Annotated in this window: 27 protein-coding genes; 13 read left to right on the forward strand and 14 right to left on the reverse strand. The window is 61.0% G+C overall.

Going from position 1 to position 24,930, the window contains the following annotated elements; genetic code table 11:
- Position 1: 1 nt before the first annotated feature.
- The 4 genes from GRAN_RS19080 to GRAN_RS19095 all read right to left on the reverse strand — a co-directional run bounded on the left by GRAN_RS19080 (position 2) and on the right by GRAN_RS19095 (position 2,416).
- The gene (locus GRAN_RS19080; protein WP_206662805.1) at positions 2-346 is read right to left on the reverse strand and encodes a KH domain-containing protein; all 345 of its coding nucleotides are present in this window, start codon (positions 344-346) and stop codon (positions 2-4) included.
- Between the two features lie 257 nt (positions 347-603).
- Positions 604-855, reverse strand: a complete 252-nt coding sequence (gene rpsP, locus GRAN_RS19085; protein ID WP_128914630.1) for a 30S ribosomal protein S16 — start codon at positions 853-855, stop codon at positions 604-606.
- A gap of 220 nt (positions 856-1,075) precedes the next feature.
- Positions 1,076-1,327 carry a hypothetical protein gene (locus GRAN_RS19090; protein WP_128914631.1) on the reverse strand — a complete coding sequence of 84 codons (252 nt, stop codon included), beginning with the start codon at positions 1,325-1,327 and terminating at the stop codon, positions 1,076-1,078.
- Positions 1,328-1,603: 276 nt separating this feature from the next.
- Entirely contained in the window at positions 1,604-2,416 is an 813-nt protein-coding gene (locus GRAN_RS19095; protein WP_128914632.1) for an alpha/beta hydrolase, read from the reverse strand.
- Between the two features lie 211 nt (positions 2,417-2,627).
- Between GRAN_RS19095 and GRAN_RS19100 the strand changes: the two genes are divergently transcribed.
- From GRAN_RS19100 to GRAN_RS19140, 9 genes are all read left to right on the forward strand, one after another.
- Positions 2,628-3,290, forward strand: a complete 663-nt coding sequence (locus GRAN_RS19100) for an esterase family protein (RefSeq protein ID WP_338323456.1) — start codon at positions 2,628-2,630, stop codon at positions 3,288-3,290.
- 50 nt (positions 3,291-3,340) lie between these two features.
- Positions 3,341-4,384, forward strand: coding sequence for an ATP-grasp domain-containing protein (locus GRAN_RS19105; protein WP_128914634.1), 1,044 nt, complete (start codon positions 3,341-3,343; stop codon positions 4,382-4,384).
- Positions 4,385-4,522: 138 nt separating this feature from the next.
- Entirely contained in the window at positions 4,523-5,137 is a 615-nt protein-coding gene (locus GRAN_RS19110) for an NUDIX hydrolase (protein WP_241655011.1), read from the forward strand.
- Positions 5,138-5,261: 124 nt separating this feature from the next.
- Positions 5,262-6,365 (forward strand): carboxylate-amine ligase, encoded by a 1,104-nt coding sequence (locus GRAN_RS19115; protein ID WP_128914636.1) that lies wholly within the window; start codon positions 5,262-5,264, stop codon positions 6,363-6,365.
- A gap of 89 nt (positions 6,366-6,454) precedes the next feature.
- The gene (locus GRAN_RS19120) at positions 6,455-7,516 is read left to right on the forward strand and encodes an aminopeptidase (RefSeq protein ID WP_192898039.1); all 1,062 of its coding nucleotides are present in this window, start codon (positions 6,455-6,457) and stop codon (positions 7,514-7,516) included.
- A gap of 15 nt (positions 7,517-7,531) precedes the next feature.
- Positions 7,532-8,746: an ATP-grasp domain-containing protein gene (locus GRAN_RS19125; protein ID WP_128914638.1), complete on the forward strand. Its 1,215-nt coding sequence runs from the start codon at positions 7,532-7,534 to the stop codon at positions 8,744-8,746.
- Positions 8,747-8,780: 34 nt separating this feature from the next.
- The gene (locus GRAN_RS19130) at positions 8,781-9,110 is read left to right on the forward strand and encodes a PilZ domain-containing protein (protein ID WP_241655013.1); all 330 of its coding nucleotides are present in this window, start codon (positions 8,781-8,783) and stop codon (positions 9,108-9,110) included.
- A 46-nt stretch (positions 9,111-9,156) separates the two neighbouring features.
- Positions 9,157-9,888 (forward strand): response regulator transcription factor, encoded by a 732-nt coding sequence (locus GRAN_RS19135; protein ID WP_128914639.1) that lies wholly within the window; start codon positions 9,157-9,159, stop codon positions 9,886-9,888.
- 115 nt (positions 9,889-10,003) lie between these two features.
- Positions 10,004-11,275 carry an MFS transporter gene (locus GRAN_RS19140; protein ID WP_128914640.1) on the forward strand — a complete coding sequence of 424 codons (1,272 nt, stop codon included), beginning with the start codon at positions 10,004-10,006 and terminating at the stop codon, positions 11,273-11,275.
- On the opposite strand, the gene GRAN_RS19145 is transcribed toward GRAN_RS19140, so the two are convergent.
- Positions 11,272-12,276, reverse strand: coding sequence for a YncE family protein (locus tag GRAN_RS19145; RefSeq protein WP_161571064.1), 1,005 nt, complete (start codon positions 12,274-12,276; stop codon positions 11,272-11,274). The genes GRAN_RS19140 and GRAN_RS19145 overlap by 4 nt on opposite strands.
- 168 nt (positions 12,277-12,444) lie before the next feature.
- On the opposite strand from GRAN_RS19145, the gene GRAN_RS19150 reads away from it, so the two are divergent.
- Both GRAN_RS19150 and GRAN_RS19155 read left to right on the forward strand, forming a co-directional pair.
- Entirely contained in the window at positions 12,445-13,236 is a 792-nt protein-coding gene (locus GRAN_RS19150) for a ThuA domain-containing protein (protein ID WP_206662806.1), read from the forward strand.
- On the forward strand, positions 13,233-14,000 hold the full coding sequence (locus GRAN_RS19155; RefSeq protein WP_128914642.1) for a ThuA domain-containing protein: 768 nt from the start codon (positions 13,233-13,235) through the stop codon (positions 13,998-14,000). Before GRAN_RS19150 ends, GRAN_RS19155 begins: the two co-directional genes overlap by 4 nt.
- Positions 14,001-14,003: 3 nt before the next feature.
- Here GRAN_RS19155 and GRAN_RS19160 read toward each other — a convergent pair whose 3' ends face one another.
- From GRAN_RS19160 to GRAN_RS19175, 4 genes are all read right to left on the reverse strand, one after another.
- A complete protein-coding gene (locus GRAN_RS19160) occupies positions 14,004-14,993 on the reverse strand; it encodes a beta-propeller fold lactonase family protein (protein ID WP_128914643.1) in 990 nt (329 codons plus the stop codon).
- A gap of 42 nt (positions 14,994-15,035) precedes the next feature.
- Positions 15,036-15,674, reverse strand: coding sequence for a pyridoxamine 5'-phosphate oxidase (pdxH, locus tag GRAN_RS19165; RefSeq protein WP_128914644.1), 639 nt, complete (start codon positions 15,672-15,674; stop codon positions 15,036-15,038).
- A 112-nt stretch (positions 15,675-15,786) separates the two neighbouring features.
- Positions 15,787-16,530: a uroporphyrinogen-III C-methyltransferase gene (gene cobA, locus GRAN_RS19170; protein ID WP_241655017.1), complete on the reverse strand. Its 744-nt coding sequence runs from the start codon at positions 16,528-16,530 to the stop codon at positions 15,787-15,789.
- Positions 16,527-17,174 carry a precorrin-2 dehydrogenase/sirohydrochlorin ferrochelatase family protein gene (locus tag GRAN_RS19175; protein ID WP_128914645.1) on the reverse strand — a complete coding sequence of 216 codons (648 nt, stop codon included), beginning with the start codon at positions 17,172-17,174 and terminating at the stop codon, positions 16,527-16,529. The genes cobA and GRAN_RS19175 overlap by 4 nt, the downstream gene beginning before the upstream one ends.
- 99 nt (positions 17,175-17,273) lie before the next feature.
- Between GRAN_RS19175 and GRAN_RS19180 the strand changes: the two genes are divergently transcribed.
- Entirely contained in the window at positions 17,274-18,221 is a 948-nt protein-coding gene (locus GRAN_RS19180) for a carbohydrate kinase family protein (RefSeq protein WP_128914646.1), read from the forward strand.
- Between the two features lie 23 nt (positions 18,222-18,244).
- Here GRAN_RS19180 and GRAN_RS19185 read toward each other — a convergent pair whose 3' ends face one another.
- Together GRAN_RS19185 and GRAN_RS19190 are read right to left on the reverse strand one after the other, a co-directional pair.
- Entirely contained in the window at positions 18,245-18,895 is a 651-nt protein-coding gene (locus GRAN_RS19185) for a hypothetical protein (protein ID WP_128914647.1), read from the reverse strand.
- Between the two features lie 24 nt (positions 18,896-18,919).
- Complete coding sequence (locus GRAN_RS19190; protein WP_338323463.1) at positions 18,920-19,786, reverse strand: LysR family transcriptional regulator; 867 nt, start codon at positions 19,784-19,786, stop codon at positions 18,920-18,922.
- A gap of 172 nt (positions 19,787-19,958) precedes the next feature.
- Between GRAN_RS19190 and GRAN_RS19195 the strand changes: the two genes are divergently transcribed.
- On the forward strand, positions 19,959-20,222 hold the full coding sequence (locus GRAN_RS19195) for a hypothetical protein (RefSeq protein ID WP_128914649.1): 264 nt from the start codon (positions 19,959-19,961) through the stop codon (positions 20,220-20,222).
- A 19-nt stretch (positions 20,223-20,241) separates the two neighbouring features.
- On the opposite strand, the gene GRAN_RS19200 is transcribed toward GRAN_RS19195, so the two are convergent.
- From GRAN_RS19200 to phoU, 3 genes are all read right to left on the reverse strand, one after another.
- Entirely contained in the window at positions 20,242-22,227 is a 1,986-nt protein-coding gene (locus GRAN_RS19200) for a hypothetical protein (RefSeq protein ID WP_128914650.1), read from the reverse strand.
- A gap of 47 nt (positions 22,228-22,274) precedes the next feature.
- Positions 22,275-24,008, reverse strand: a complete 1,734-nt coding sequence (locus tag GRAN_RS19205) for a nitrite/sulfite reductase (protein WP_128914651.1) — start codon at positions 24,006-24,008, stop codon at positions 22,275-22,277.
- Positions 24,009-24,236: 228 nt separating this feature from the next.
- Positions 24,237-24,911: a phosphate signaling complex protein PhoU gene (gene phoU / locus GRAN_RS19210; RefSeq protein WP_128914652.1), complete on the reverse strand. Its 675-nt coding sequence runs from the start codon at positions 24,909-24,911 to the stop codon at positions 24,237-24,239.
- Between the last annotated feature and the right edge of the window lie 19 nt (positions 24,912-24,930).

Raw genomic sequence — 24,930 nt, forward strand, 5'->3', positions numbered from 1 at the left:
ATTAGAGGTCCTGCTCATCGCGAGCTGGGAGGTTGGCGGGGGTCATTCTTGGAGCCTCTCCGTGTTCGAGAATATCCAGTGCAAAGCGGTGATGCAGCTTCATACTGGCGGCGCCGAGGATGGTGCGAAGAGAGCGGGCTGTGCGGCCTTGTTTGCCAATAAGCTTTCCAACGTCTTTTTGTGAGACGCGGAGGCGGAGGACGGTTGAAGTGGAGTCTTGGTCTGCAACAACCTCGACAGAGACCGATTCGGGCTCATCGACGAGCGCGCGTGCGATCTCCAGTACGAGCTTTTGCATACCTTGCACAATGTCCGCCTGAGAGTCAGGCGAGGACGGCTGAGTCATCTAACACACCTCATGGGAGTAGCGCCTGACGCACGCGCTGAAGCCTTTGCCCCGTCTCGTGCGGGGTCTTCCGGCGTATAACGCTAGATGGCGTTTCGGCCACATCACCCTATACAACAAGTATGATGCGGAGAACTCGTTTTGGGGCGAGCCCACAGCCGAAGTTTACGCTAAGCCCTTGTAAGTCTTGAGACATTTCACACGTTCAGCCGAAGATTTCCCGACGCCAGTCAGAGCTGTGAGGTGACCCAGGTAACTTATGCGGTTACAGGGACTTCCACTGCGGGCGCCTGGGCAAGGAGCTTGCCGACGCGGTCAGAGAGCTGGGCGCCATTCCCGGTCCAGTAGTCGATGCGGTCGCGCTTGAGGTTGACGGTAGCCGGGTTGGTTCGGGGATTGTAGGTTCCGACGACTTCAACCGAACGGCCATTGCGGGCGCGGTCTTTTTCGATGACAACAATGCGGTAGTGGGGCTGCTTGCGCGCTCCAACGCGCGCCAGACGGATCATCAACACTTGGGTATTACCTTTCACAACGAATATGTAAAGACCGGTAGGGGAAGCTTGGGTAATCGACCGACCGGATGCGGGATCGATTATTGGGTCGTGAGGAGGACTGCATGCCGACACGTAGGCCAAGGCAGAGCCCTGCGGAACCCAACAACTAAGTATCGCCGAGTTTTGGCGATTGCGCAAACCAGAACAGCGATTTTTCGACCGTGAGTTCGAGCTACCCGCGGCGAAAGCTGCTTAGTCTCGGCTGACCTGACTCGAGTGTTCCGTGTCGACCGGTCATCTGGTTCAGCGCGATGATGAGTGCGGTTGGACCGTTAATGGTCTCGATGGAGAGTTCGTTCGGCGTCAGGTCGTGGATGGCGACCGAGGCGATGAGGAGAAGACACTTGATGAGCGGACGGATTTCCCGGAGGGCACTCCGGAGGCTTTCGCGGTCGGCGGATAAGACTCTGTGGCACAGGACCACGACATCACCGCGGTTCTCGAAGATGAGTTCTTCGGCTGCGGCGTACTCGGAGGCGCATTGAACGAGGAAGCTCTCACTGCGGAGAATCCATGCCCGGGTGTTGAGAAGAGTGAGATCCTTGCGTACATGACGACGGAGGAGCCCAGTGCAGGGAATGAGGTAGTCATCTTTCGCACCTCAAAGCTCACCATACATAGTCTGAGCCTCCCTGACTGTCGCTTTGGCGACTTGGCGCGAGACGTGCGTGGTGAGGCTATCTCGCTCGAAAAACAGGTCTTATCGGGGAGGGAAGAGAAAGCGGAGGACGTCGGGGAAACGGGCGGCCCACGCGAGCTCGTCGTGGACCGCTCCGGAGACGCGCTGGTAGGCAAGGTCGACGTTGTCGCGCCAGCCTAGTTTGACGAGGCGGTTGTGGAGGAGATCGGTGTCGCGGAGGTGGCGGAGGCCTTCGGCGGTGCCCATGTCGAGCCAGATACGGAGCGCGGGCTTGGGGATGGCGGAGCCGACGAAGGTAAGGATGCTGCGGTGGTCCCACCAGATAGAGGGGCTCATGACTGCGAGCTTGCCGAAGATCCTGGGGTGTTGGAGGCCGAGGTAAAGACTGATGAGTCCGCCCAGGGACGATCCGCCGAGGCCGGTCGTCGCAGCTGAGGGCTGGGTGCGGTAGGTGCGGTCGATGAAGGGCTTGATCTCTTTCATGAGGACGCGGCCGTAGGTATGCCCTTCCCCGCCAGCCATGCGGGCGTCGCGGGTGGGGGTGTACTCGGCCATGCGGCGGAGACCGGCGTTGGCGATGCCGACGAGGATGACAGGCTCGCACTCGCCGGCGAGGGAGAGGCGGTCGGCGGTCGCGTCGGCCTGCCAGGTGCGCCCGGGAACGTAGGAGAGGCGGGGATCGAAGAGGTTCTGGCCGTCGTGGAGATAGAAGACGGGGAAGCGGCGGGTGGGGTCTTCGTCGTACTGCGGGGGCAGGTGGACGGTGAGAATGCGCTCTTCAGGGATCGGAAGGAAGTTCGAGTGAAAGCTCCAGTTCTGGAGGGCGGGTTTTAGGTCAGGTTCGCCGTCGAAGTCGGATTCGGGGGCTTCCATTAGGGTGAAGGTGGGGCCGGGGCGGGGGGCTGCGGGAGCGACGTCGGAGGGGGTGAGGGGGGAAGCCGGTAAGGTATGTGGTTGATCCGGCTTGGATCGGTGCGATTTCAGAACTGAACTCCGGTGCGCTAGGATGGCTTCATCAGACTAGCAGAGGGGGCGAATGCGACGCGATTACAGGAAGTGGTTTTCCCCTTCACTGGGGCGCGATATGGAGCTTCTGGTCTTTGGGCACGCGGGGCTTCCCATCGTGGTTTTTCCGACCTCGCAGGCTCGGTTTTACGAGTTTGAAGACCGCAACATGGTGGGGACGATCGCGGACAAAATCGACCGGGGAGAGATTCAGCTCTTCTGCGTGGATTCGGTCGACTCGGAGAGCTGGTACAACCGGGGCGTTGGACCGGACTGGCGGATCGCGCGGCAGGTTCAATATGAGAACTACATCATTCATGAGGCGATTCCATTTGTGCGCGGGGAGAACTGGAACCCGCAGATCGCAACGCTGGGGTGCAGCTTTGGCGGGTATCACGCACTGAACTTCGCGCTGCGCCATCCCGACATCTTCACGGCCTGTTTGTCGATGAGCGGTATGTTCGACATGACGTTCTTCCTGGGCGGCTTCTATAACAACGATGTCTACATGCAGACGCCAACGCACTACATTCCGAACCAGCATGACGGGTGGTACTTCGACCGGTACCGGGGGAACACGTACATTCTGGCGACGGGGGTCCATGACCAGTGCTGGGCGTCGAATGAAGAGATGGGCCGGATTCTCCGGGATAAGGGAATTCCGTGCCGGCTGGATGTATGGGGCGATAACACCGGGCATGATTGGCCCTGGTGGCAGCAGATGATGCGGGCTTACCTGTAAGGCCTGGTGGTTCGGAACCCTGGCGGCACGAGAACCCTGTTGGAGGATCGATGAAGAAGATTGGCGTTCTATTTGGTGTGGAGAATACGTTCCCGGGTGCTTTGGTCGAGCACATCAATTCGCTGAACCTGGAAGGGATCACCGCGGAGTTCGTGCAGGTCGGCGGAGTGGAGATGGCGGTGCCGTCGGGATACTCGGTGATCGTGGATCGCATCTCGCACGACATGCCGTTCTACCGGTCGTTCCTGAAGAACGCGGCGCTGACCGGGACGCAGGTGATCAACAATCCGTTCTGGTGGTCGGCGGACGATAAGTTCTTTAACTACGCGCTGGCGACGAAGCTGGGTGTTGCTGTGCCGCGGACGGTTCTTCTGCCGCACAAGTACTTTCCGCCGAACATCAACGCGCAGTCGCTGCGGAACCTCGAATTCCCGCTGAACTGGCAGAAGATCTTCGACTATGTGCAGTTTCCGGCGTTCCTGAAGCCGCATGACGGGGGTGGATGGCGGGACGTGTTTCATGTTCACAACCCGGAGGAGTTCTTTAATGCGTACGACCAGAGCCGCGACCTGGCGATGACGCTGCAGGCGGCGGTGAAGTTTCAGGAGTACTTTCGTTGCTACGTGGTGGGACAGTCGAAGGTGAAGATCATGGCGTACGATCCGCGCCGTCCGCATGCGGAGCGCTATGTGCTGGAGCCGCAGACATACGCCCCTGGGCTCTTGGAGCGGGTCGAGAAGGACGCGCTCACGCTTTGCCGGGCGCTTGGGTATGACCTGAATACGGTCGAGTTCGCGGTTGAGGATGGTGTTCCGTATGCGATCGACTTCATGAATCCGGCTCCGGATGCGGACTTCTATTCGGTTGGCGAGGAGAACTTCCGGTGGATCGTGGAGGCGGTAGGGCGGCTGGCGGTCGAGAAGGCGCAGGCTGGAACGCCGGATCTTCATGAGATGCGGTGGGGGTCGTTGCTGACGGGTGGGACGATTGCTGCTAAGGCGGCTCCGGTGAAGGCGGCTGCTAAGAAGGCTCCGGCGAAGAAGACGGCAGCGAAAAAAGCGGCCAGTAAGAAGACGGCGGCGGAAAAAGACTAGCTCGCACCTTAAGGATGAAGCCCATTTCGCTTGAATCCGGCACGGCCACAGCCGCGCCCTTAACGAGGCGGTCGTCAGAGGCGCTCTGACGCCGCCGTCTTGATTGGTCGGTCGTGCATGGAAGCGGCGGAACTGCTTGTGCTCACTCAACGTCTTCAGGCTCTCGCGCAGGCTGGGCTGGCTTACTCGACGAATGCGTTCGATCTTGAGCGGTACGAGGAGATTCGTGGGCTGAGCGTGAGGCTACTAGGGGAGATCACCGACGAGCCTTACGAGAAGATTGTTCAGGTGTTTGCGAGTGAGACCGGTTATCAAACGCCGAAGGTGGATATTCGGGCGGTGATCTTTCGCGGCGACTCCGAGATTCTGATGGTGCGGGAGACGAACGACGGCGGGCGGTGGACGCTGCCGGGCGGGTGGGCGGATGTGGGGTATACGCCTTTTGAGACGGCGGAGAAAGAGGCGCTTGAAGAGACGGGGCTGATCGTGAAGGCGGTGAGGCTGCTGGCGCTGCTGGATAAGCGGAAGCATGAGCATCCGGCGCAGCCCTGGTATATCTACAAGGCGTTTATCCGGTGCGAGATGGTGGGCGGGGAGTTGCTGCAGGAGACGGCGGAGACGGGTGGAGCGCGGTGGTTTACTTTGGCCGAGGCTTTGGGGGCTGAGCTATCTGTCGACCGGGTTACGGCATCGCAGTTGGAATTGATGTTTCGGTTTGTGGAGGATCCGGGGATGGCGGTGGTTTGTGATTGATGGCTGGCGTTCCAGGCACGGCTTGGGTTAGGGTGGCGGTGTAAGACAGGCAAGGCCAAAGGCAAACGCAGATTCCCTTCGGGAATGACAACCAGAAAAGCAACGGCAACTGCCAGGAGAGACGATGCGGCCTTCGTTTACGTTGGGGATTGAAGAGGAGTACCAGACGATCGACCCCGAGACGCGGGATCTACGGTCGCATGTTTCGACCGAGATGCTGGAGCAGGGGAAGATCCGACTCGAGGAACGGGTGAAGGCGGAGATGCACCAGTCCGTCATCGAGGTTGGAACGCGAGTCTGCCGGAACATCACCGAGGCCAAGGAAGACCTGTTCGACCTGCGGCGGAACATGATCCGGCTGGCGGAGGAGAACGGGTTGGTGCTGGTGGCGGGGGCGACGCATCCCTTTGGCGACTGGCGGGAGCAGAAGATCTATCCCGATCCACGGTATGCGCAGGTGGTCGAGGATCTGCAGCTTGTGGCGCGGGCGAACCTGATCTTCGGGCTGCATGTGCATGTGGGGATTGAGGATCGGGAGGCGGCGATCCGGATCATGAACTCGATCCGCTACTTTCTGCCCCATATCCTGGCGCTTTCGACCAATTCACCCTTCTGGCAGGGGATGAAGACGGGGTACAAGAGCTACCGGGCGAAGGTCTTCGAGAACTTTCCCAGAACGAATCTTCCGGACACGTTCGGGAGCTATTCGGAGTTCGAGAATTACATCAACCTGCTGATCAAGACGAACTGCATCGACAACGCGAAGAAGATCTGGTGGGATGTGCGGCCGCATCCATTCTTCAACACGGTCGAGGTGCGGGTGTGCGATATCCCGATGAGGGCGCAGGAGTCGATCGCGATCGCGGCGCTGATCCAGGCGACGGCGGCGAAGCTCTGGAAGCTGCACTCCTGCAATCAGGACTATCGGCAGTATTCCAGGGCGCTGCTGATGGAGAACAAGTTCCGGGCGGTGCGGTACGGGCTAGACGGCAAGATGATCGACTTCGGCAAGCAGTGCGAGGTTCCGGTTCGGGAACTGATCCACGAATATCTTGCATTTATCGACGATCAATTGGACGAGCTGGGTAGCCGCAAGGAGATTGAATACATCTACACCATGATGGAGAACGGATCGGGAGCCGATCGGCAGTTGAAGGTGTACGAGGAGACGGGCGATCTGAAGCAGGTCGTGGACTTTATGGCGAGTGAAACCCGGGCTGATCTTTAGTCGTATCGATCGGCAGCCGTGGGTAATACACGCTGGACTGGCGAACGCGGTATTCTACACACATGATCGCTGGGGCAATGGAAAATCGGATGAATTCTACGGTTGCAGTCGATGGGCACGCGTTGCGGGAAGTTCCCTTTCCGGCGGAGTACAGTGCCGGCGCGCGGAATGCGGCGACCACCTGTTTGCGGATTCAGCCTGAAGAGAAGGTAACCCTCATCACGGACCGGAGCTGCATCGCGGTGGCGGCTTCGATTGCGCATGAGTTGGACAAGATCGGCTGCACCTGGAACGGGTTCGTGCTGGAAGAGGTCGCGTTGCGTCCTCTGGACGGCATGCCGAAGATCATTCTGGAAGATATGGAGAGTTCGCAGGTCAGCATCTTCGCAGTGGAAGTGCAGCAGAATGAGCTGCGTAGCCGCATGGAGATGACCGACGTCGTGAACCGGCGGAGGATGCGCCACGCCCACATGGTGAACATCTCGGGCGAGATCATGGTGCAAGGCATGCGGGCGGACTTCACGCTGGTCGACAAGCTGAGCCAGGCGGTTTTGGATAAGGTTCGCAAGGCCACGTACGTTCGGGCCACGACCGATGCGGGCACGGATATTCATGCGGAGCTTTCGCCGGATTACCGCTGGTTCAAGACTTCGGGGATCATCAGCCCGGAGAAGTGGGGGAACCTTCCGGGTGGCGAGTGCTTTACGGCTCCCGGCGAGGTAAACGGGGTGTTTGTGGTTGATGGCGTGGTGGGGGACTTCCTTTGCGCACGCTATGGAATTCTCCGGGAAACCCCGCTGACGATCAATATCGAGGCAAACCGGATCACGAAGGTTTCGAGCGCGAACAAGGATCTGGAGCGGGACTTCTGGGCGTACACGCATACGGATGCGAACTCGGACCGGGTGGGCGAGTTTGCCATTGGGACGAACATCGGGGTGGAACGGGTGATCGGGAACATTCTGCAGGATGAGAAGTTTCCCGGGGTGCATATCGCGTTTGGCGATCCGTACGGAGCGCATACGGGTGCGCCGTGGAAGTCGTCGACGCACATTGATGTGGTGGGGCTCGGGTTCAACATCTGGCTCGGGGACGCCGACGGTGAGGAGCAGATTATGCGGGACGGCGAGTTTTTGATCGAGGTCGAGTAGACCGGGCGGGGTTCAATGCTTCAGCCGTTTCGTGGGGATTTCAACAAAGACTTTACCGCGGCGAAGTATGTTGAGCTGCAGAAGCGGCTCGACGCGGCGGCGCGTACGCAGGTTCAGTTTCGTGTGTGCGAGACCCCAGCCTTCTTTCCCAAGGAAATGCTCGACGAGTTGGCAGAGGTGGGGATCGAGCTGACGCGACAACTTGTTGAGAACCCGGAGTACATGAGGATATCGTCGGGATCGATTCCGGCCGAGTACCGGGTTCCGCGAGAGACTCCGTGGCCGGAGTTCATGACGGTCGACTTCGGCCTGGTGCGGGCGGCGGATGGGTCGCTGAAGCCGAAGCTAGTGGAGATGCAGGCGTTCCCTTCGGTCTTCGGCTATCAGGACGTCCTTTCGCGGGAGTATTGTTCGGTCTTCGATTTGCCCAAGGAACTTCGGTGGCATCTTGGCGGGCACGATGAGGCGAGTTATTGGGAGCTGCTGCGCCGGGTGATCGTTGGGAAGCATGACCCGAAGCACGTTGTCCTGGCTGAGGTTGAGCCGGAGCATCAAAAGACGCTTCCAGACTTCAAGGTGTACGAAGAGCGGCTTGGAATTGTGACCGTGGATGTAGCGAAACTGGAAAAGGTTGGCCGCAAGCTTTTTTACCTGAACGATTCAGGCGAACTGGTCGATATACACAGGGTATTCAACCGGGCAATCGTCGATGAGATCGAGCGCAAGGGGATCGAGCTGGCTTTTCGGTACTGCGACGATCTGGATGTGGAGTGGGCCGGGCATCCGAACTGGTTTTTTCGGATCAGCAAGTTCTCGCTTCCGTATCTCGACCACGCATCGGTGCCGGCAGCGGTATTTTTGAACGACTGGTTTGATGGAAAGGGCAGAACGAAGCTGCCCTCGGATCGAAATGAAGTGCTGTTGAAGCCTTTGTACTCCTTTGCCGGGAAGGGGATCCAGTTCGCCCCAACGGACGCAGAGCTGGAAGCGATCCCGGTTGAAGAGAGAAGTTTGTATTTGTTACAGGAAAGAGTACATTTTCAACCTGTGATCGAAACTCCGCACGGGATGACCCAGGCGGAGATCCGGGTGATGTATCTGTGGCCGGAAGGCGGAAGGATGGAACCGGTGATCAGCCTGGTACGAATGGGACGCGGATTGATGATGGGCGTTGATCACAATCGGGACCAGGAATGGATTGGCGGGTCGGCAGCGCTTTACCCGGCATAAAGGTTTATAACGCAACGCGGCTGGAGGATGCATCTTGGTAACAGACTGGCAGAAGTTGATGACCGATACGCCGGTGCGCTCCGCCGTCCGGTTTCCCATTCGCATGGGAATCTGGCTCGAGACCGAACACGGCCGGTGTGAGGCGATGACCGAAGATATTTCGGCGAACGGACTTCTGTTCAGTGGTGACAGGCTGCCCGAGGTTGACAGCCGGATCGAATTCACAATGACGATGCCGGCAGCTATCATGGGCAACGCAAGAGATCTCATCATCCATTGTGTTGGACGCATCGTACGTCATCAGAGACGGTTGACGGATGACCTCGCCGCAGCAGTGATTGACGAATATGTACTCGGAGGCTAGGGATATTATGTCGGAAACGGGGGGGCAGACTCTGGAATCTCAAGAAATGGCTGAAGAAGCATCGAAACAGCTTGGGATCCGGGTTATTCTTGCAGATTCTCAGGCCATCTATCGCGTTGGCATGCGGAAGGTATTCGCGGTGGAGGACGACATTCGCGTCGTCGCCCAGGCCGAGTCGTTAGCGAACCTTTACCTAGCGTTGCAGCGCTACCCCACGGATGTGGTTGTTCTCGAAGGGCAACTGATTGCAGGGACGACGGACGCGATTCCGGAGCTCGTCCGGACGGCTCCCGACGCGAAACTGATTGTGCAGGTGGTGGAGACGGACGAGGCAAACACGGTAGAACTCTACCGCCGCGGCGTGCGCGGAGTGGTTCCACGGTCGATCACGCCGGACCTGCTGATCAAGTGCGTGCGGAAGATCGCCGCGGGCGAGACGTGGATCGACAACCAGTCGGTTAGCTGGGTGATCGATGCGTACCGTGCACAGGCGACCTCGCTGACCGGACCGAAGACACAGCCGAAGCTCTCGAAGAAGGAACTGGCGATTATCAGTTGCATCACGCGCGGCATGCGTAACAAGGAAATCGCCTACCAGATCGGGACGACGGAGCAGGTCATCAAGAATTACCTGCGCAAGGTATATGACAAGCTTGGGGTCTCCGACCGGCTTGAGCTCGCGCTTTACTGCCTGCATCACCAGTTGCTGAAGAAGTACACGGCTGACCCGGATGTGCTCCCCGTCGCACAGGCCACGCCGCTGCGTTCGAAGATGTAACGGAGTAGGTTGCTTTTCAAGCAGGCCACCGCGTCGCCGCGGGGCTGAGCTGTTCGATTCCTCCCGATGACAATCCCGCGAAACGCTCCTGGCAAATGCTAGGATGGGCGAACCTATGGGCATGCTCGCGGAGTGGCGTGGATTGACGAAGACACAGCGGAGCACGTTCTTCGCGTGCTTTCTTGGATGGACGCTCGATGCGTTCGATTTCTTCCTGTTGACGGTGTGTCTGAAGGCGATCGCGACGGACTTCCACGTGGGCATCAAGCAGGTGGCGGAGGCGATCTTCTGGACGCTTGCGATGCGGCCAGTGGGGGCTTTTCTCTTCGGCCTGATGGCGGAGCGTTGGGGCAGACGGCCAACGCTGATGGTGAATATCATCGCGTTTTCGGTGTTCGAACTTGCGTCGGCGATTGCGCCTACTCTTCCTTTATTTCTGGTGTGCCGGGCTTTGTTCGGAGTCGCGATGGGCGGGGAGTGGGGCGTCGGCGCGGCGCTTGCGTTTGAGACGCTACCGGCGCGCGGGCGCGGGTTCTTTTCAGGAGTGCTACAGGAAGGGTATGTCGTCGGCAACCTGCTGGCGGCGGCGACCTATGGGCTTCTCTTTTCACACCTGCATGGGACGGGGATATGGACGCCGTGGCGTGTATTGTTCATGATCGGGGCGTCGCCGGCCCTGCTTGCCTTCTACCTGCGGTTCAAGGTGGAGGAGTCGCCGACGTGGCTTGAGGCGAAGGCGGAAAAGACGCGCAATCCGCATGTCGGGTTCGAGTGGGGCAAGCTGGTGACCTATCTCCCGAGCTTTCTCTTTCTGGTTGTGCTGATGACGGCGTTCACGAGTTTCAGCCATGGCACGCAGGATCTGTATCCTACGTTCCTCGAGAAGGATCGTGGGCTGTCGTCGGGGATGGTTGGTCTGGTGATTGTCGTCGGGAGCCTTGGGGCTCTATGCGGGGGGATCGTGTGCGGTTCGCTCTCGGAGCGCTTTGGGAGGAGGAAGGCGATTGTCGTTTCGTCCCTGCTGGCGATTCCGATGATTCCGCTGTGGGCGTGGTCCCATGGGGTGGTGGCGATGGCGGCTGGTGGCTTCATGATGCAGTTGATGGTGCAGGGAGCGTGGGGCGTGATTCCGGCGCACCTGAACGAGCTTTCGCCGGGGCCGGTGCGTGCGGTCTTTCCGGGATTCGCGTATCAGCTTGGGAATCTCTTGTCGTCGCGTAACGGGGTGTTTCAGGCAGGGCTGGCGCAGCGTTTTGCGGGTGGCATGCTTGGGCCTGTGCTCTCGGGAACCGTGCTTGTTGTGGCGGTCGTGGTGGCCGCGGTGACGGCGTCGGGCTCCGAGGCGAAGGGCGTTGAGCTTTCGGTGGCTGAAGAGACGAACGCTTAGTTTCCGAGCACGGTGAAGGCCGTGCTGCCGAGGTTGGCGGCGTAGGCGGTATGGGTCTTCGGGTCGACGACGAGCGCGTAAGGGTGGTCGCCGGCCTTGACCGTCTTGATGGCGCGGCGGGTGGCTTCGTCGATCAGCGTGACGGTGTTGTCGGCGGCATTGGCGACGTAGGCGACACCACGGCTTGCGTCGATAGCGATGGCCTGCGGATGTTCGCCGACGGTGATGGTGGCGAGAACCTTGCCGATGCCTCCGTCGATGATGGTGACAGAGCCGTCGCCGTAGTTCGCGACGAAGACGTTGCCGGTGGTGGAGTCGACGGCGATGGCGCTCGGCATCGCGCCGGTGTCGATCTTGCGGATGGACTTTGTTTCCACGTCGATCGCGGCGATGGAGGAATCCTGGATATGCGAGACGAAGAGAGTGCGCTCGGACTGCGCCAGACCCCAGAGATGGAGTGCGCCTGCAGGAAGCTTGCTGATTGCCTGCGTCTCGGTGTTGACGACAGTGAGGGCATCGCTCTCGTATCCGAGCAGGTAGATCTGCTTGCGCTTCGCATCGACGAGGATGGCGTCGGCTGAACCCGTCTTGATATCGGATGCCGTGTTGGTCTTGCCGTCTATGACGGTGAGGAGGTTGCTGAAGGTGAGTGAGACGTACACCTTGTTCGCGGTGTCGTCCGACGCGATGGCGTAGGCGCGGGCGGGCGTGGGGATGGTGGCGACGATGGCGTCGGTCCTGCTGTCGATGACCGAGACGGTTTTGTCTCCGGAGTTCGCCACGTAGAGCATGCCGGTGCGGTTGTTCATCGCGAGCGCCTCGGGGCCGACGCCGACCTTGATGGTTTTTGTGGCTCCGCTCTCGTCGATGACGGCGACTGAATCGTGCGAGCGGTCGACGGCGTAGACCTTGCCTGTGCTCTCGCTGAGGACGATTCCCGTGCGATTGACGAGGGTGGCGACGGCCTCGGGCGTTTGTGCTCCTAGCGCCGCGTAACTCAAGAAGAATGCGAATACGGCGAGACGCGGGGCATGGGGTAAAGTAGACTTTCTAAAGAAACGTTTGTTAGTGGCGCCGGGCCTGCCGAATACGAATGTCATACCTTACCTCATATCTTCTTCACGCAGACACCTAGAATAGTACCGAATTCCCGAGACAGGACTTTGACGATGCCTCTGAATGGACGCTTTCTTCCTTCGTATCTTGCCGCGATGCTGCTTGTGATTGGCTGTGCTGGAAGGATCTTCGGGCAGGCGAAGCCGCCGGTCGCGCCGACTTACAAGGTGCTTGCTATCGCGGAGACGGGTGGGATTCATAAGCCTTTCGTCGATGCGGCAAAGATATGGCTCGCTCATGAAGCAACCGTCGATGGATTCACGATCGACTACATCGAAGACACGCAGAAGATCGATGCGGCGTACCTTTCGCAGTACAAGGTATTTCTCCAGTTGAACTATCCCCCGTATAACTGGACGCCCACGGCGATGAGCGCATTCCACGACGCGATTGAGAATGGAACGATTGGATGGGTCGGGTTTCATCATGCGACGTTGCTAGGTGAATTCGATGGGACGCAGATGTGGCCGTGGTTTTCGGAGTTCATGGGAGAGATCCGCTTCACGAAGTACATTCCCACCTTTGCGGATGGGGTTGTTACGGTCGAGGCTCCGAACCATCCGGTGATGCGGAACATCCCGGGTTCGTTCACGATCAAGCAGGAGGAGTGGTATACGTGGAGCCGGTCGCCGCGACCGAACGTGCGCGTGCTTGCCAGTGTGGATGAGAACACTTATAAGCCCTCAAGCGATATCAAGATGGGGGATCATCCGGTGATCTGGACGAACGAGCATGTGAAGGCGAGGAACGTGTACCTCTTCATGGGGCATCATCCGGAGCTGCTCGAGGACAAGGCGTTCACCACCCTCTTTCATAACTCGATCGTGTGGGCGGCGGGCAAATGAAGCGCCTCCTCTTATTCCTCTGCGCGTTGATGGCTTGCGGTGTGGCGCGGACGCAGCAGCCTGCTACGCTTCATGTGCTTGCTTTCTACTCCGATAAGGTCGAGCACGACCATGTCGATTTCGCGCACCAGGCGATCCAGTTTTTCTCGGGTGTGGCGCAGCGGGATCACTTCGAGTTCGCGTCCACCGTGAGCTGGGACGATATGAACGCGGAGAACCTGGCGAAGTACCAGGTGGTGATGTGGCTGGATGACTTTCCGCACACCGCGCAACAGAAAGCGGCGTTCGAGCAGTACATGACTCACGGCGGCGGGTGGCTTGGCTTCCATATCGCTGCTTACAACGACAGCGGCACGCACTGGCCGTGGTTTGTCGACTTCCTGGGTGGCGGGGTGTTTTACGGGAACGAATGGCCTCCGCTCCCCGCGAAGCTCACTATCGACGATCCGGCGCATCCTGTCGTCAAGCGCATGCCGCAGAGCTTCGTGTCTCCGTCGAACGAGTGGTATATCTGGAAGCCGTCGCCCCGCGAGAACAAGGACGTGAAGGTGCTGATGACGCTCGCGCCTTCGAACTATCCTATCGGCCTGAAGGATGTGCTGGCGGGTGGGGATCTGCCGGTGGTATGGACGAACCAGAAGTACCGGATGCTCTACATGAACATGGGACACGGCGACCGCGTGCTCACCAGCGATGTGCAGAATCAGCTCTTCGAGGATGGGCTGCTGTGGGTGGCGAGCACAAAGCAGGGTGCCGTGAAGTAGCTGTTATTCGGCCCAGGAGAGGCCGTCGGCGCCGGCGCCAGCTTCGATCGTGCCGCTGACCTGCATGGTTGCCGTGTCGATGATGGCCACCTTTTTGTTACAGGAGACGTAGGCGAACTTGCCGTCGGGGCGGACGAGGACCTCCACCGGCAGGCCTGGCATGTCGAGCGTCTTGACGACTTTCATGGCTTGCAGATCGATGATGGCGACTTGTTTCGGATCGCGCAGGGCGATGATCAGGAAGCGGCCGTCTTTGGTCGAGGCGCTGCCATAGCCGGTGGCCGGCATCGGAATCCAGGTCTTGATCCTGTTGGTCGCGGTGTCGATGACGGCGAGTTGCGGCTTGGTCTGGTCGGAGGTGAAGACCATGCTTCCATCGCGTGAGATGGAGATACGCTGCGTGTTGCCCGAGATGGGAATGACGGTGATGGTCTTGTGTGAGACGAGATCGAGGACAGAGACATTGCCGGGGCCTACGTTCGCGGTGTAGGCGCGCTTGCCATCCTTGCTCACGACGAACATGTGCGACTCGTTCTGCGTGGTCGGGATGGTGAAGAGCGTCTTGTAGGTCTTTGGATCAAAGGCGGTGATGGCCTGGTCGAGCTCGGTGGTGACATAGAGGATCTTGCCGGTGGGATCGAAGACGGGCAGATGTGGACGGACACCGTGGGGGAAGTCGATGGTGTGGACGATCTTGCGCGAGGCGAGGTCGATGACCGCGATGCTCTGGCCGTCAGTGCCCGCCTTGCCTACGCCGGAGTTGCCGTAGATCGGGACGAAGGCGGTGCGGCCGTCGGGGCTGGCGGCAACTTCGTGGCCGGTGACGCCGCCGACGTCCACAGCGGCGACCTGCTGATTCGTCGCGACGTCGATGAGGCTCAGGCTGTGATCTTTCTGATTCGCAACGAGGAGGAGGGGCTTGGAGGCAGTCTGGGCAATCATGCAGGCAGGAAGAAGGATAGAGGCAGCGACGAGAAGCTTCGTGCGAATCATGGGGAGGAGGATAGCACCGGCGAATGGACTATGGCCAACCTGCTAAGGGTAGAGGCGGGTGCGAGTCCAGCCGCCGGCGGTGCGGGTGTAAAGCATGCGGTCGTGCAGGCGGTCAGGGCCGTCCTGCCAGAACTCGATGGCGCTTGGCTGCACGACGAATCCGCGCCAGTAGTCCGGACGCGGGATGATCTCTGGGAAACGGGCGGCGAGCGCCTCGGCTTCGCGTTCGAGGTGCTGACGACTGGCCAGTGGGTGGCTCTGGTTGGAGGCGACGGCGCCAATCTGGCTTCGGCGGGAGCGGCTGTGGAAGTACTCGTCCGAGTCTTCGGGCGAGAGCATCTCGACCGGGCCGTCGATACGGACCTGGCGCCGCTGCGTCTTCCAGTGAAAGCAGAGCGAGGCGTTTGGATTCGCCTCAAGTTCCTCGCCCTTGCGGCTCTCGGCATTGGTGTAGAAGGAGAAGCCTCGTTCATCAAGGCGCTTCATCAGCACCATGCGAACGCTTGGGTGGCCACTGAGCGTCGAGGTCGCTATGGCCATGGCGTTGGGGTCATTCGGTTCGGTCTTGCTGGCTGCGTCGAGCCACTGACGAAAGAGCGCGATGGGGTCGGTGGCGCTGGCCTCTGCCGGTTCGAAGATTCTTACGGGATGTTCAGAACTGGCTTGCTCGACGGTTTCCATGTTTCTGATTCCTCGACGGCTGCAACTCATTCAGGCTATGCGTCCGTTTGCGCTGCGAAACGTGGGATTTGCACTGCTTTTGGTGGGGTGAACGAAAGGCATAGCGTTCTTTTCAAGGGTGGATGCGGATGGCGTGGCCGATGAGGAGAAGCACCGGCGCGGCACCGACGTGCTCGTCTTGCAGGTCGGCGAGCGTGGTGGTGTGGGTCTGCTGATGGGGTGTCGAGACACGCGAGATGGCGGCGACAGGCGTGTCGGCAGCGATGCCGGATGCAATGAGGTCATCGGCGAGCGCGCGGAAGTGGCGGCCGGGCATGTAGAGGGCGAGCGTGGAGTCGTGGGGCAGGGATCCGGACCAGATAGGCGTAGCGTCGGTCTTGGCCGCGCTGTGGTGGCCCGTGGCGAGAATAAGGCGGCTGGCGGCGGCGCGGTCGGTGAGCGGTGTGCCGAGAGCAGCGGCGGCAGAGAAGGCGCTGGTGATGCCCGGGACTATTTCTACGGGGACGGCGGCGGCGCGGAGAGCCTCGAGCTCTTCGCCGGCGCGGCCGAAGACGAGGGGGTCGCCGGATTTCAGACGCAGAACGGACTCTCCGGCGCGTGCGGCGGCGATCATCATGGCGTGGATCTCTGGCTGGGTGACACGCGGCTTTCCGCAGCGCTTGCCGACGGAGGTGAGTGCGGCGGCGGGGTTGGCGAGCGCGAGGATCTCTTCCGAGACGAGGTCGTCGTGGAGGATCGTGCTCGCCGTTTCGAGGAGGCGCAAGGCGCGCACGGTCAGGAGAGACGGGTCGCCTGGGCCGGCTCCGGCGAGGTAGACGGTTCCTGCTCTTGCGATAAGGTCTGAGCTTCCGTTCACGACAGCTCAGGCTCTGCCGGCATGGGATTAGTGCGGGCGTGGGCGCGGGCCATCTGGCGGGAGGGGCAGCCGTCGAAGCCGCAGACATCGCGCTGGGCGAGTTGATGGAGGAGCAGTCGGCGCTCCTCGTTCAGAGGCTCGGCCTGGACCACTTCGCGGCGCAGGTTGCCGAGATCGTTGAGCCAGTCGCCAAGATCGAGCGGAAGCTGCGCGTTGAGCTCCTTGCGCAGCCGCTGGGCGAGTGCCGGGCTGGCACCGGCGGTCGAAATGGCGATCTGGAGGTCGCCGCGGCGGACCACGGAAGGGAAGTAGAAGTCGCAGAACGGCGGGTCGTCGACTGCGTTGCAGAGGATGTTGCTCTGCTCTGCTTCGGCGAAGACGGCGCGGTTGACGGCGGGGTTATCGGTCGCGGCGACGACGAGAAAGTTTCCGGCGAGGTCGCCCTGGGCGTACTCACGCGGGTGGTAGTGAATCTCGCCCGCTTCAGCCATGGCGAGGATGCGCTCGCGGGCGTTCGGCGCGATGACGGTGACGTGGGCGTTAGCGGCGCGGAGGCTTTCGATCTTCGACTCGGCAAGATTGCCCGCGCCGATGACGATGCATGGGCGCGCCGAGAGTTTGAGGAAGATCGGGAACAGGTCCATCGGATTATTTTACGAGGGTTCAAGCGTTCGCGTGAGGCACGCAGCACCGCGGTGCGCCCGGATGTGTCCGCGAGCGGGGAAGAGCGTTACAGTAAATAGATGACGAATTTGTCGCAGGTCGACCTGGTCGGCGTCGGACTGAATGCCACCGACACGGTGATCCCGCTCACGAAATACCCTGTAGTCGGTTCGAAGGTAGAGTATCGGAACGCCACGGTACACCCGGGCGGGCAGGTTGCGACCACGGTCGTCGCGTGCCAGAACTGGGGCATGAAGACCCGGTACGTTGGCAAGCTTGGAGACGATGATGCAGCACGTCTGCACCGGCATGAGTTTGAGCGGCTTGGCGTCGACGCGCGCATCACGACGGTTCCGGGCGGGTCGAGCGCGCAGTCGCTGATCCTGGTGGATGGCGAAGGAGAGCGGACGGTGCTCTGTCGCCGCGATGAACGGCTCGTGCTGGCGCCGAGCGATCTTCAGCGAGATTGGATCGTGAACGCGAAGGCGCTGCACGTGGACGGCTATGATACCGCCGCCGCGACAACCGCAGCCCGGTGGGCTCGCGACGCTGGGATCCCGGTGATCGCGGATCTTGATGAGCTTTATCCGGGTGTGGAAGAGCTGATCCAGAACATCGACTACCTGATCGTGAGCCGTGATTTTCCCTGCCGCCTGATGCAGGAGGACGATGTGGAGCGAGCGCTGCGGCAGATGCAGCGGAAGTTCGGATGCCTGTTGACGGCGGCGACACTTGGGCCGGACGGCGTTGTTGCCTGGGATGGCAAGGAGATCCACAGCACCCCCGCCTACTGCGTGCCGGTCGTCGATACGACTGGTGCCGGAGACATCTTCCACGCCGGCTTCATCTACGGGCTGACGCAGGGGTGGGACCTTGGACGCCAGCTTGACTTCGCCTGCGCCGCCGCGGCGTTGAACTGCATGGCGGTCGGTGCACGCGGTGGCATTCGTTCCGTTGAGGCGGTCGAGGAACTGGTTGGCACAGGGGAACGGTACGGTGCCACTCGCTTCATCTCCAGCGCCGTCTAGGAGGACTGTCCGGGCGCTGTCATTCACGGGCGGTTCGGTCGAACCGGCACCGGCTCCGTAGGCTTGGTGGGCTTCGCCTTCGTCGTGCCGCTCGACGGAACGGGGTTCCTGCCGCCCACGTTGACGAGCAGAACGCCGGAGTGTCGCCCGGGGTTGAGCACGGTCATCACGCACAGATACTCGTTGCCTTTCTGGAAGGCGGCATAGCGGATGTCTCCTGAGGCTGCGCCGAGGCTATCGAGCGTGATGTTGTGATATCCCGTCCCGCCGAGCGCGGAAAGGAGTGGGTCGCGAAGGGCATAGGCAAAGGCCGCGGCGTTGCACTCCGCTTTCGCGCACGTGAAGATCTGCTTATAGCCTTCGCCGGTGAGTTGGGCAGAGATGTTATTGAAGTTCTGAAGCGTCGATACGGTCGGCGGGCCGGAGTAGGCGAGGTAGTCGACGGCACCGGTGGCGGTGACGGTCTTCTCGAATTTGCTGTGATAGAAGCGGCTCAGCGGGACGGCGAATTCGTCGCTATCGATATGCGAAGAGCCCGCGATGATGGATCCTGACGGACGAGTCACGGTAGGCCAATCAGATCCCTGAGGATAGTCGGTGGTCTGGTTCTGAGCCTGGACGGCACAGACGAAGAGGCAGAAAGCGAGGAGCGCGGAGAGCGCCTTGATCTTCATGCTGCGATTGTGTCACAGCCCGATCTACAGCACCATCAACAACTTCCGGAGAGCAGCCGGGGGATGATCACGCCGCCACAGAAGGGCAAGGCGCACCTCGTGCCGAGTGTTCTTGAGAGGAATGAAGGCGACGCCGGGGTGTTCGAGCGTGCGGATCGTCGTCGGCAGGATGGAGATGCCTACGCCTGCGGCGACCATTCCGAGCGCGGTCTGCGCCGTCGTGATCTCCTGAATCAGGTGCGGCCGGAAGCCGGAGTCCTCGCACTCGGCCATGATCGCATCGCGCAGAGTGGTGGCGACCTTGCGGGAGGGAACGACGAAGACCTCCCGGGAGAGTTCGCTGATGTCGAGATCCTCTTTCCGCGCGAGAGGATGGTTCTCGGGCAGAACGGCGAAGAGGGACTCGGCCGGAAGCCGGGAGGTCTCGAACTCTGGTGTCGACTGCGCGTAGCCAATGCCGACATCGATGCTTCCGTCCCGTAGGGCGCGCAACTGCGCTTCCGCACCGATCTCGGTCAGGTGGACGCGGATGTCAGGGTAGCGGTCGCCGAAGTTCTTGACGACCCGGGGTACGACGCGAATTCCCGCTGCGCTGCTGAAGCCAAGCGAGAGATTGCCGGCTTCGCCCCGCGCGACCTTGCGGGCGGCATTTTTCGCCAGTTCGAACTGGTGCAGGCTGCGTTCGGCCTCGGCGAGAAAGACCGCGCCGGCCTCGGTAAGGAGGAGGGTGCGCCCGTTGCGGGCGATCAGCGTCGCTCCGAGCTCCTGCTCGAGATGTTGGATGTTCTGGGTCAGCGCGGGCTGCGCGACGTGTAGTTGCTCAGCGGCCCGCGTCATGTGCAGCGTGCGCGCGAGCACGGAAAAGTAACGAAGATGACGGTTTTCGATCAGATCGGCACCCTCGCCTTTTGTAAATCTTTATTTCAGTAAGCTACAGTTTCATCAACAAAGTTCGACTGAGTATCACCCTTATGAACTTTCTTATCAAACATCAGGAAAAAAACGATTGGGCAAAGAGCGGTGCGATGTGGTCTAAATGACTATCCCACATCGAGAGAGCACAATGAACGAGCTCAGCCCCGCGGAAGTGGCTGTACGCGGTTTTCTGCGGGAAACGATCGAGGCGGTACGGCTCGAACTCACGTTCTCGATCACCGTGCACCCTGGCGAGCCCACACGGCTTGAGGTCGTCTTTCGTGGGAGGGATACGCTGCTTCTGACGCAGAATGAAGGCGACCTTCTTCAGGCGTTGAAGTACTTTGCCAACGCGGTCTCAGGGTTTGACGAAAACGCCACCGACCGCGTCGTGCTCTCGGTTCGTGACTGAGGTCAATGGCAAAGTCACGCTAATGCACATCTGACGATGTGGCGTAGAGGGAGATGTTGGCGTTCGACAGGACCGCGAGCCGTTGGCCATCTGGCGAGAGCGCGAACGATTGCTCGGCGAGAGACACGCTCGGATCGACCGTATTAAAGAGGCGCTTTCCATCGGCGATGCGGTAAATGCTGATCTCCTGCTCATGCAAGTCTTCCTTGTGGAAGCGGTCTCCGCGCGCCTTCGAATGCAGTGCTCGCACGACACGGATGGCGAACTGCGACCCGTTGCTGCTCGACGAAGATTGCTCCAGCTCCTGCGAGCTGCCGCGCGCTTTGAGGATAGGGTGCCCATCCAGGCGAAGCATCCGGTACCAGTTCTGGAGTGGCTGGCTGGTGCAGCCCTTCAGGAAGAGCGATCCCGGAAGCGGTGCTGAGACTGTGGGGTGACAGGTCGAAGTGGTCGTTGCGATCGTCCGTTCGGAGCGATCCCACAGGTAATCGGTTATGCGCCAGCGGTCGTGGCCGGCTGGAACCACGCGAATTTCACCGTCGTCCGAGAGAACCGGTATCGGGATCGACGTCGTCTGCCGGGCCGTGAGCAGGAGGGTGAATGATCGGTCGAAGAGCTGGACGTCTATGTCTTCCTCGGGTTCGTAGCCAAGTGTGTTGTAGAGCTGATCGTGGCTCTCGCGGGTGTAACGCTCATGGAGCGTTCCTATGGCGATGCGTTCTCCGAGCGGAGAGAGAGTTGCGAAGGCGAGCTCTCCCGGTACGTCGATGGATCGTATCGTATCCAGGTTGGCATCGAGCAGACGAAGCTGATGTCCGATGTGGACGAGAATCTCGTTGGAACCGGATCGCCAGAGGAACCGGCCGTCGCCCTGCACCTGCCACTCGCGAATCTTCTTTACAGCCAGAGTCGCCGGGTCGAGCAGAACGGCTCGTATCTGGCGCATGGACTCGCCGCGAAAGCCGGCCGGAAGGCGCTGGCGCAGCTTATGGGAGTCGAAGGTGAAGAGCAAGTTGTGCTCGTCGATAAAGGTGAGGGTGGATTCGTAGTCGAACGCCGTGTACTCCCTGCGATCGTGTGGCACGAAGCCGAGCGTGCCAGCCGGGAACATGAGCGCAGCCTTGGCAATCTCGGATCTGGCTGGCGGAGCCACGACCGTGCAGGACGCCGCGCAGACCTCGGTCTCGTCCGGCAGCGCAGGAGCGACCACGACGGTGGGAGGCGGCGTGAGCTTCGTGGGAGCCGGCGTCCCCGCGCCCTTGGCCATCATCTCCGGTGCAGCGCGCACGACGGCCGGTACGGGCATCAGGACGAGTTGCGTGGCTCCATCGATATGCAGGTTGTTCTTTGGATCGGTGATGACGGAGCCGTCGTCCTGACCGTCACCCGGATCGAGGGTGATCTTGTCCAGCCCGAAGACCATGCCGGCGAGGATTACCGTAGGCAGTTCGCGCTTCCGGCGGTTCGACTGGCTCATGTCCTGGCTGGGATCATAGGGAGGAGGTGCTGGGGCAGTTCGGCCGCCACCCATGGTCAGTGGGGCTCGTGGGCTGATTGAGCCGAAGAGCCCAGCACGATCCAGCAACGGCGAACCTTCATCGACTCTCTGCTCGCCGATCATTGCAAAAATGCGAAAACGCACCTCAGCCGGTCCGTTTCCGTGGCAGTTAGCGTGGTCGAAGAGAATTGTGAAGCTTGTGCCCTTGTTCTGCTTCGTCCGCTGCTGGATTGCGGAGATGTGTCCCGTGATCAGGGCGCCGGATGGAAGGGGACAGGCTGGATAACTCCAGTCGAAGCGGCTCTTCGCGAGCACCGGCGAGCCCACAGCAAGCTTCGAGGCGTCCAGAGGCGCGAGGAGCTCCGCCTGCAGAGGGGCCTGCGGGTTGATGCGCCGCTCCGTGCGACTAGAGCCCTTCTGGGCCGAGACAGGGGGAGATATCCCGAACAATGCGGCACACGAAAAAAGAAATGCGCTGACGATCTTGGGAGAGATGAAACCGCTCAACAATGCAACTCCGTGACGTTGGCCTTTGCTGCAAGTTTCAGCGTACCCTACGCATCCGCGACGTGCCTCCCGCCGGCGGGCGGAGCATCGCGCTCCACGGGGTCGATGAAGGTTCCGTTCAACTGCGCGCGGAGATGTTCGTCATCCGTCCGGTTGAAGTAGGCGCGAAGGTCTTCCTCGGGTTCGCGGGCTGCGAGATATCCACGCAGAAGGCGTTCGATGGCGGCGGGGCAGTCCTCGGCGGCGGCGCGGAAGCCGAGTGGGCGAGCCGGGCGGGCATACTTGCCCACCGCACCACCGACGCAGAAGTAGAAGGCGTCGACTGTCTTGCCATCCTTTTTGAGCTTCTTGCCCTCGAGGCCGATATCGGCGATCCAGTGCTGGCCGCAGGAGTTGGTGCAGCCCGTGACATGCAGCTTGATCTGTTGATCGAAGGCTGGGAGACGGTCTTCGAGCTCGGAGACGAGCCACTTCGAGAAACCCTTGGTCTCGGCGATGGCCAGCTTGCAGAACTCGGTGCCGGTGCAGGCGATGGCTCCGCGCCAGAAGGGGGAGACCTCGACGTGGAGGTCGATGGCCTTCAAGTCTTCGACGAGTTCGCGGACGTGCTCATTCTTGATGTTCACGAGCAGGATGTTCTGCATGATGGTCGCGCGAAGGCTTCCGTCGCCGTACTTCTCGGAGAGCTCGGCGAGGCGCTCAAGCTGGTCGCCGGAGAGGCGTCCACGCAGGACACTCGCGCCGACGGCGGAGAGGCCGGGCTGCTTCTGCGGGGTGATGCCGATGTGGTCGCGATAGACGTCGTCAGGGATGATGTCTTCGGTGACGGGTGAAGGGTCGAGCTTGTAGCCGAGTTTCGCTTCAATGGCCTCGAGCATGGTCTCCGCGGTCCAGCCGTGGCGCATAAAGAGGTACTTGATGCGGGCGCGGGTGCGGTTCTCGCGGAGGACGTCCTGCTCGCGGAAGATGCGGACCACGGCTTCGACGACGTCGTAGGCCTTGTCCTGCGGGATGAACGCGGGGATGCGAACGGAGATGTGCGGCTCGGTCGAGAGGCCGCCGCCGACGCGGAGGGTGTAGCCGATCTCTTCGAGGCCGTTCACCTCGCGTTTGATGGCGGTGAGCGCGACATCGTTGATCTCGGGGTAGGCGCACCACAGGGGGCAGCCGGTGACGCAGATCTTGAACTTGCGCGGCAGGTTATAGAACTCGGGGTTCGCGGTGAGCTTGTGGGCGATCTCGAGGGCGAGCGGGCTGCCGTCGAGCAACTCGTGATGGTCGATGCCGGCGATGGGGCAGCCGGTGACGTTGCGGACGACGTCGCCGCAGGCTCCCTTGGGCGAGAGACCGACGGCGGTGAGGGCGTCGGTGACGTCGACGAGCGCGCCGATCGTGAGCCAGTGAAGCTGGATGTTCTGGCGGGTGGTGATGTCGGAGAGGTTGCGGGCGTACTTCTTGGTCAGATGGGCGATGACGCGAAGCTGCTCGCTGGTAAGGATGCCGTTGGGCAGGCCGATGCGCATCATGAAGTACTCGGTCGCCTTGCCCTCGCCGGCTGTGCCGCCGGTGACGCCGAGGCCGTCGCCCTGGGTGTAGACGCCCCACCACTTGAAGTAGAGGCCGGTCCACTCGGGAAGAACGGAGTCACGTCCCTGCTTGGCGAACTCGCGTACCTCGTCCCACGCGTCCCAGGGGTTCTTGGCGAGCTTCAGCCGCTCGGACTTCTGGGCCTTGGTTTCCTTGACGGGGGCTGCGGGGACGGGGGTGGTTGCGTCGGGCATCGGGTGCGAATCCTTTTTGGATATTGCAAGAAAGAAGCCCACTCTGAAGAGTGGGCGCGGAGGCTTTTGCCGTTGGTCGCGAACTCGGTCGCGGAGGGCTCAGGCTTGCGCGAGGCAGCGGCGACAACAGAGCGGCGCGTTTGAGACCTGTGGCATATCTTCAAGGCTAATTTGACGGGCGGGAGGCGTCAAGAATCGGGTAGGCCTTCCGCCCCATGCCCGTCCTGTTTAATCGGCTTCGACGAGCGAGAGCTTGTGGCGAACATCCGATCCCCGGACCCAGAAGATAACGTCTTCGGCGATGTTGGTGGCGTGGTCGGCGGCGCGTTCGAGGTTGCGCGAGATGATGATGGCGCTGAGCGCCTGCTCGGAGCAGGAGGGGGTCTGCTGCATGACGTCAATCAACTCGGTCTGGACGGCGCGGTTCATGCGGTCGATCTCGTCGTCCATGGCGAGGACGGATTCGCCGAGCTTGGCGTCGGCTTCCAGGAGAGCCTGGACGGCGCGGCGGATCATGACGCCGACCTTTTCGCCCATGTCCTTGATGTCGATGGGGAGGTGGATGCGCGGTTTGACGTCGAGGTTGATGGCGCGGCGGGCGATGCCGGTGGCCTGGTCGCCGATGCGTTCGAGGTCTCCGTTGATCTTGATGACGGAGAGGATGAACCGGAGGTCGACCGCCATCGGTTGTTCTTTGGCAAGGAGCTCGTAGGCCATCTCGTCGACCGTGGTCTCGGCGGCGTTGATGGCCTTCTCGATTTCGAGGACGTGGCTCGCAAGTGCAACATCGCGCGTGACATAGGCCTCGACCGAGAGTTCAAGGGCCTGCTGCGAGAGAGCGGCCATGGCGAGGAGCTTGTCTTTCAGTGCGGCGAGTTGCTGGTGGAAATTGATGCGCGGCATACAGGTATTCTGACGGATT

Origin of the sequence: Granulicella sibirica (assembly GCF_004115155.1) — a bacterium.
Taxonomy (GTDB): domain Bacteria; phylum Acidobacteriota; class Terriglobia; order Terriglobales; family Acidobacteriaceae; genus Edaphobacter; species Edaphobacter sibiricus.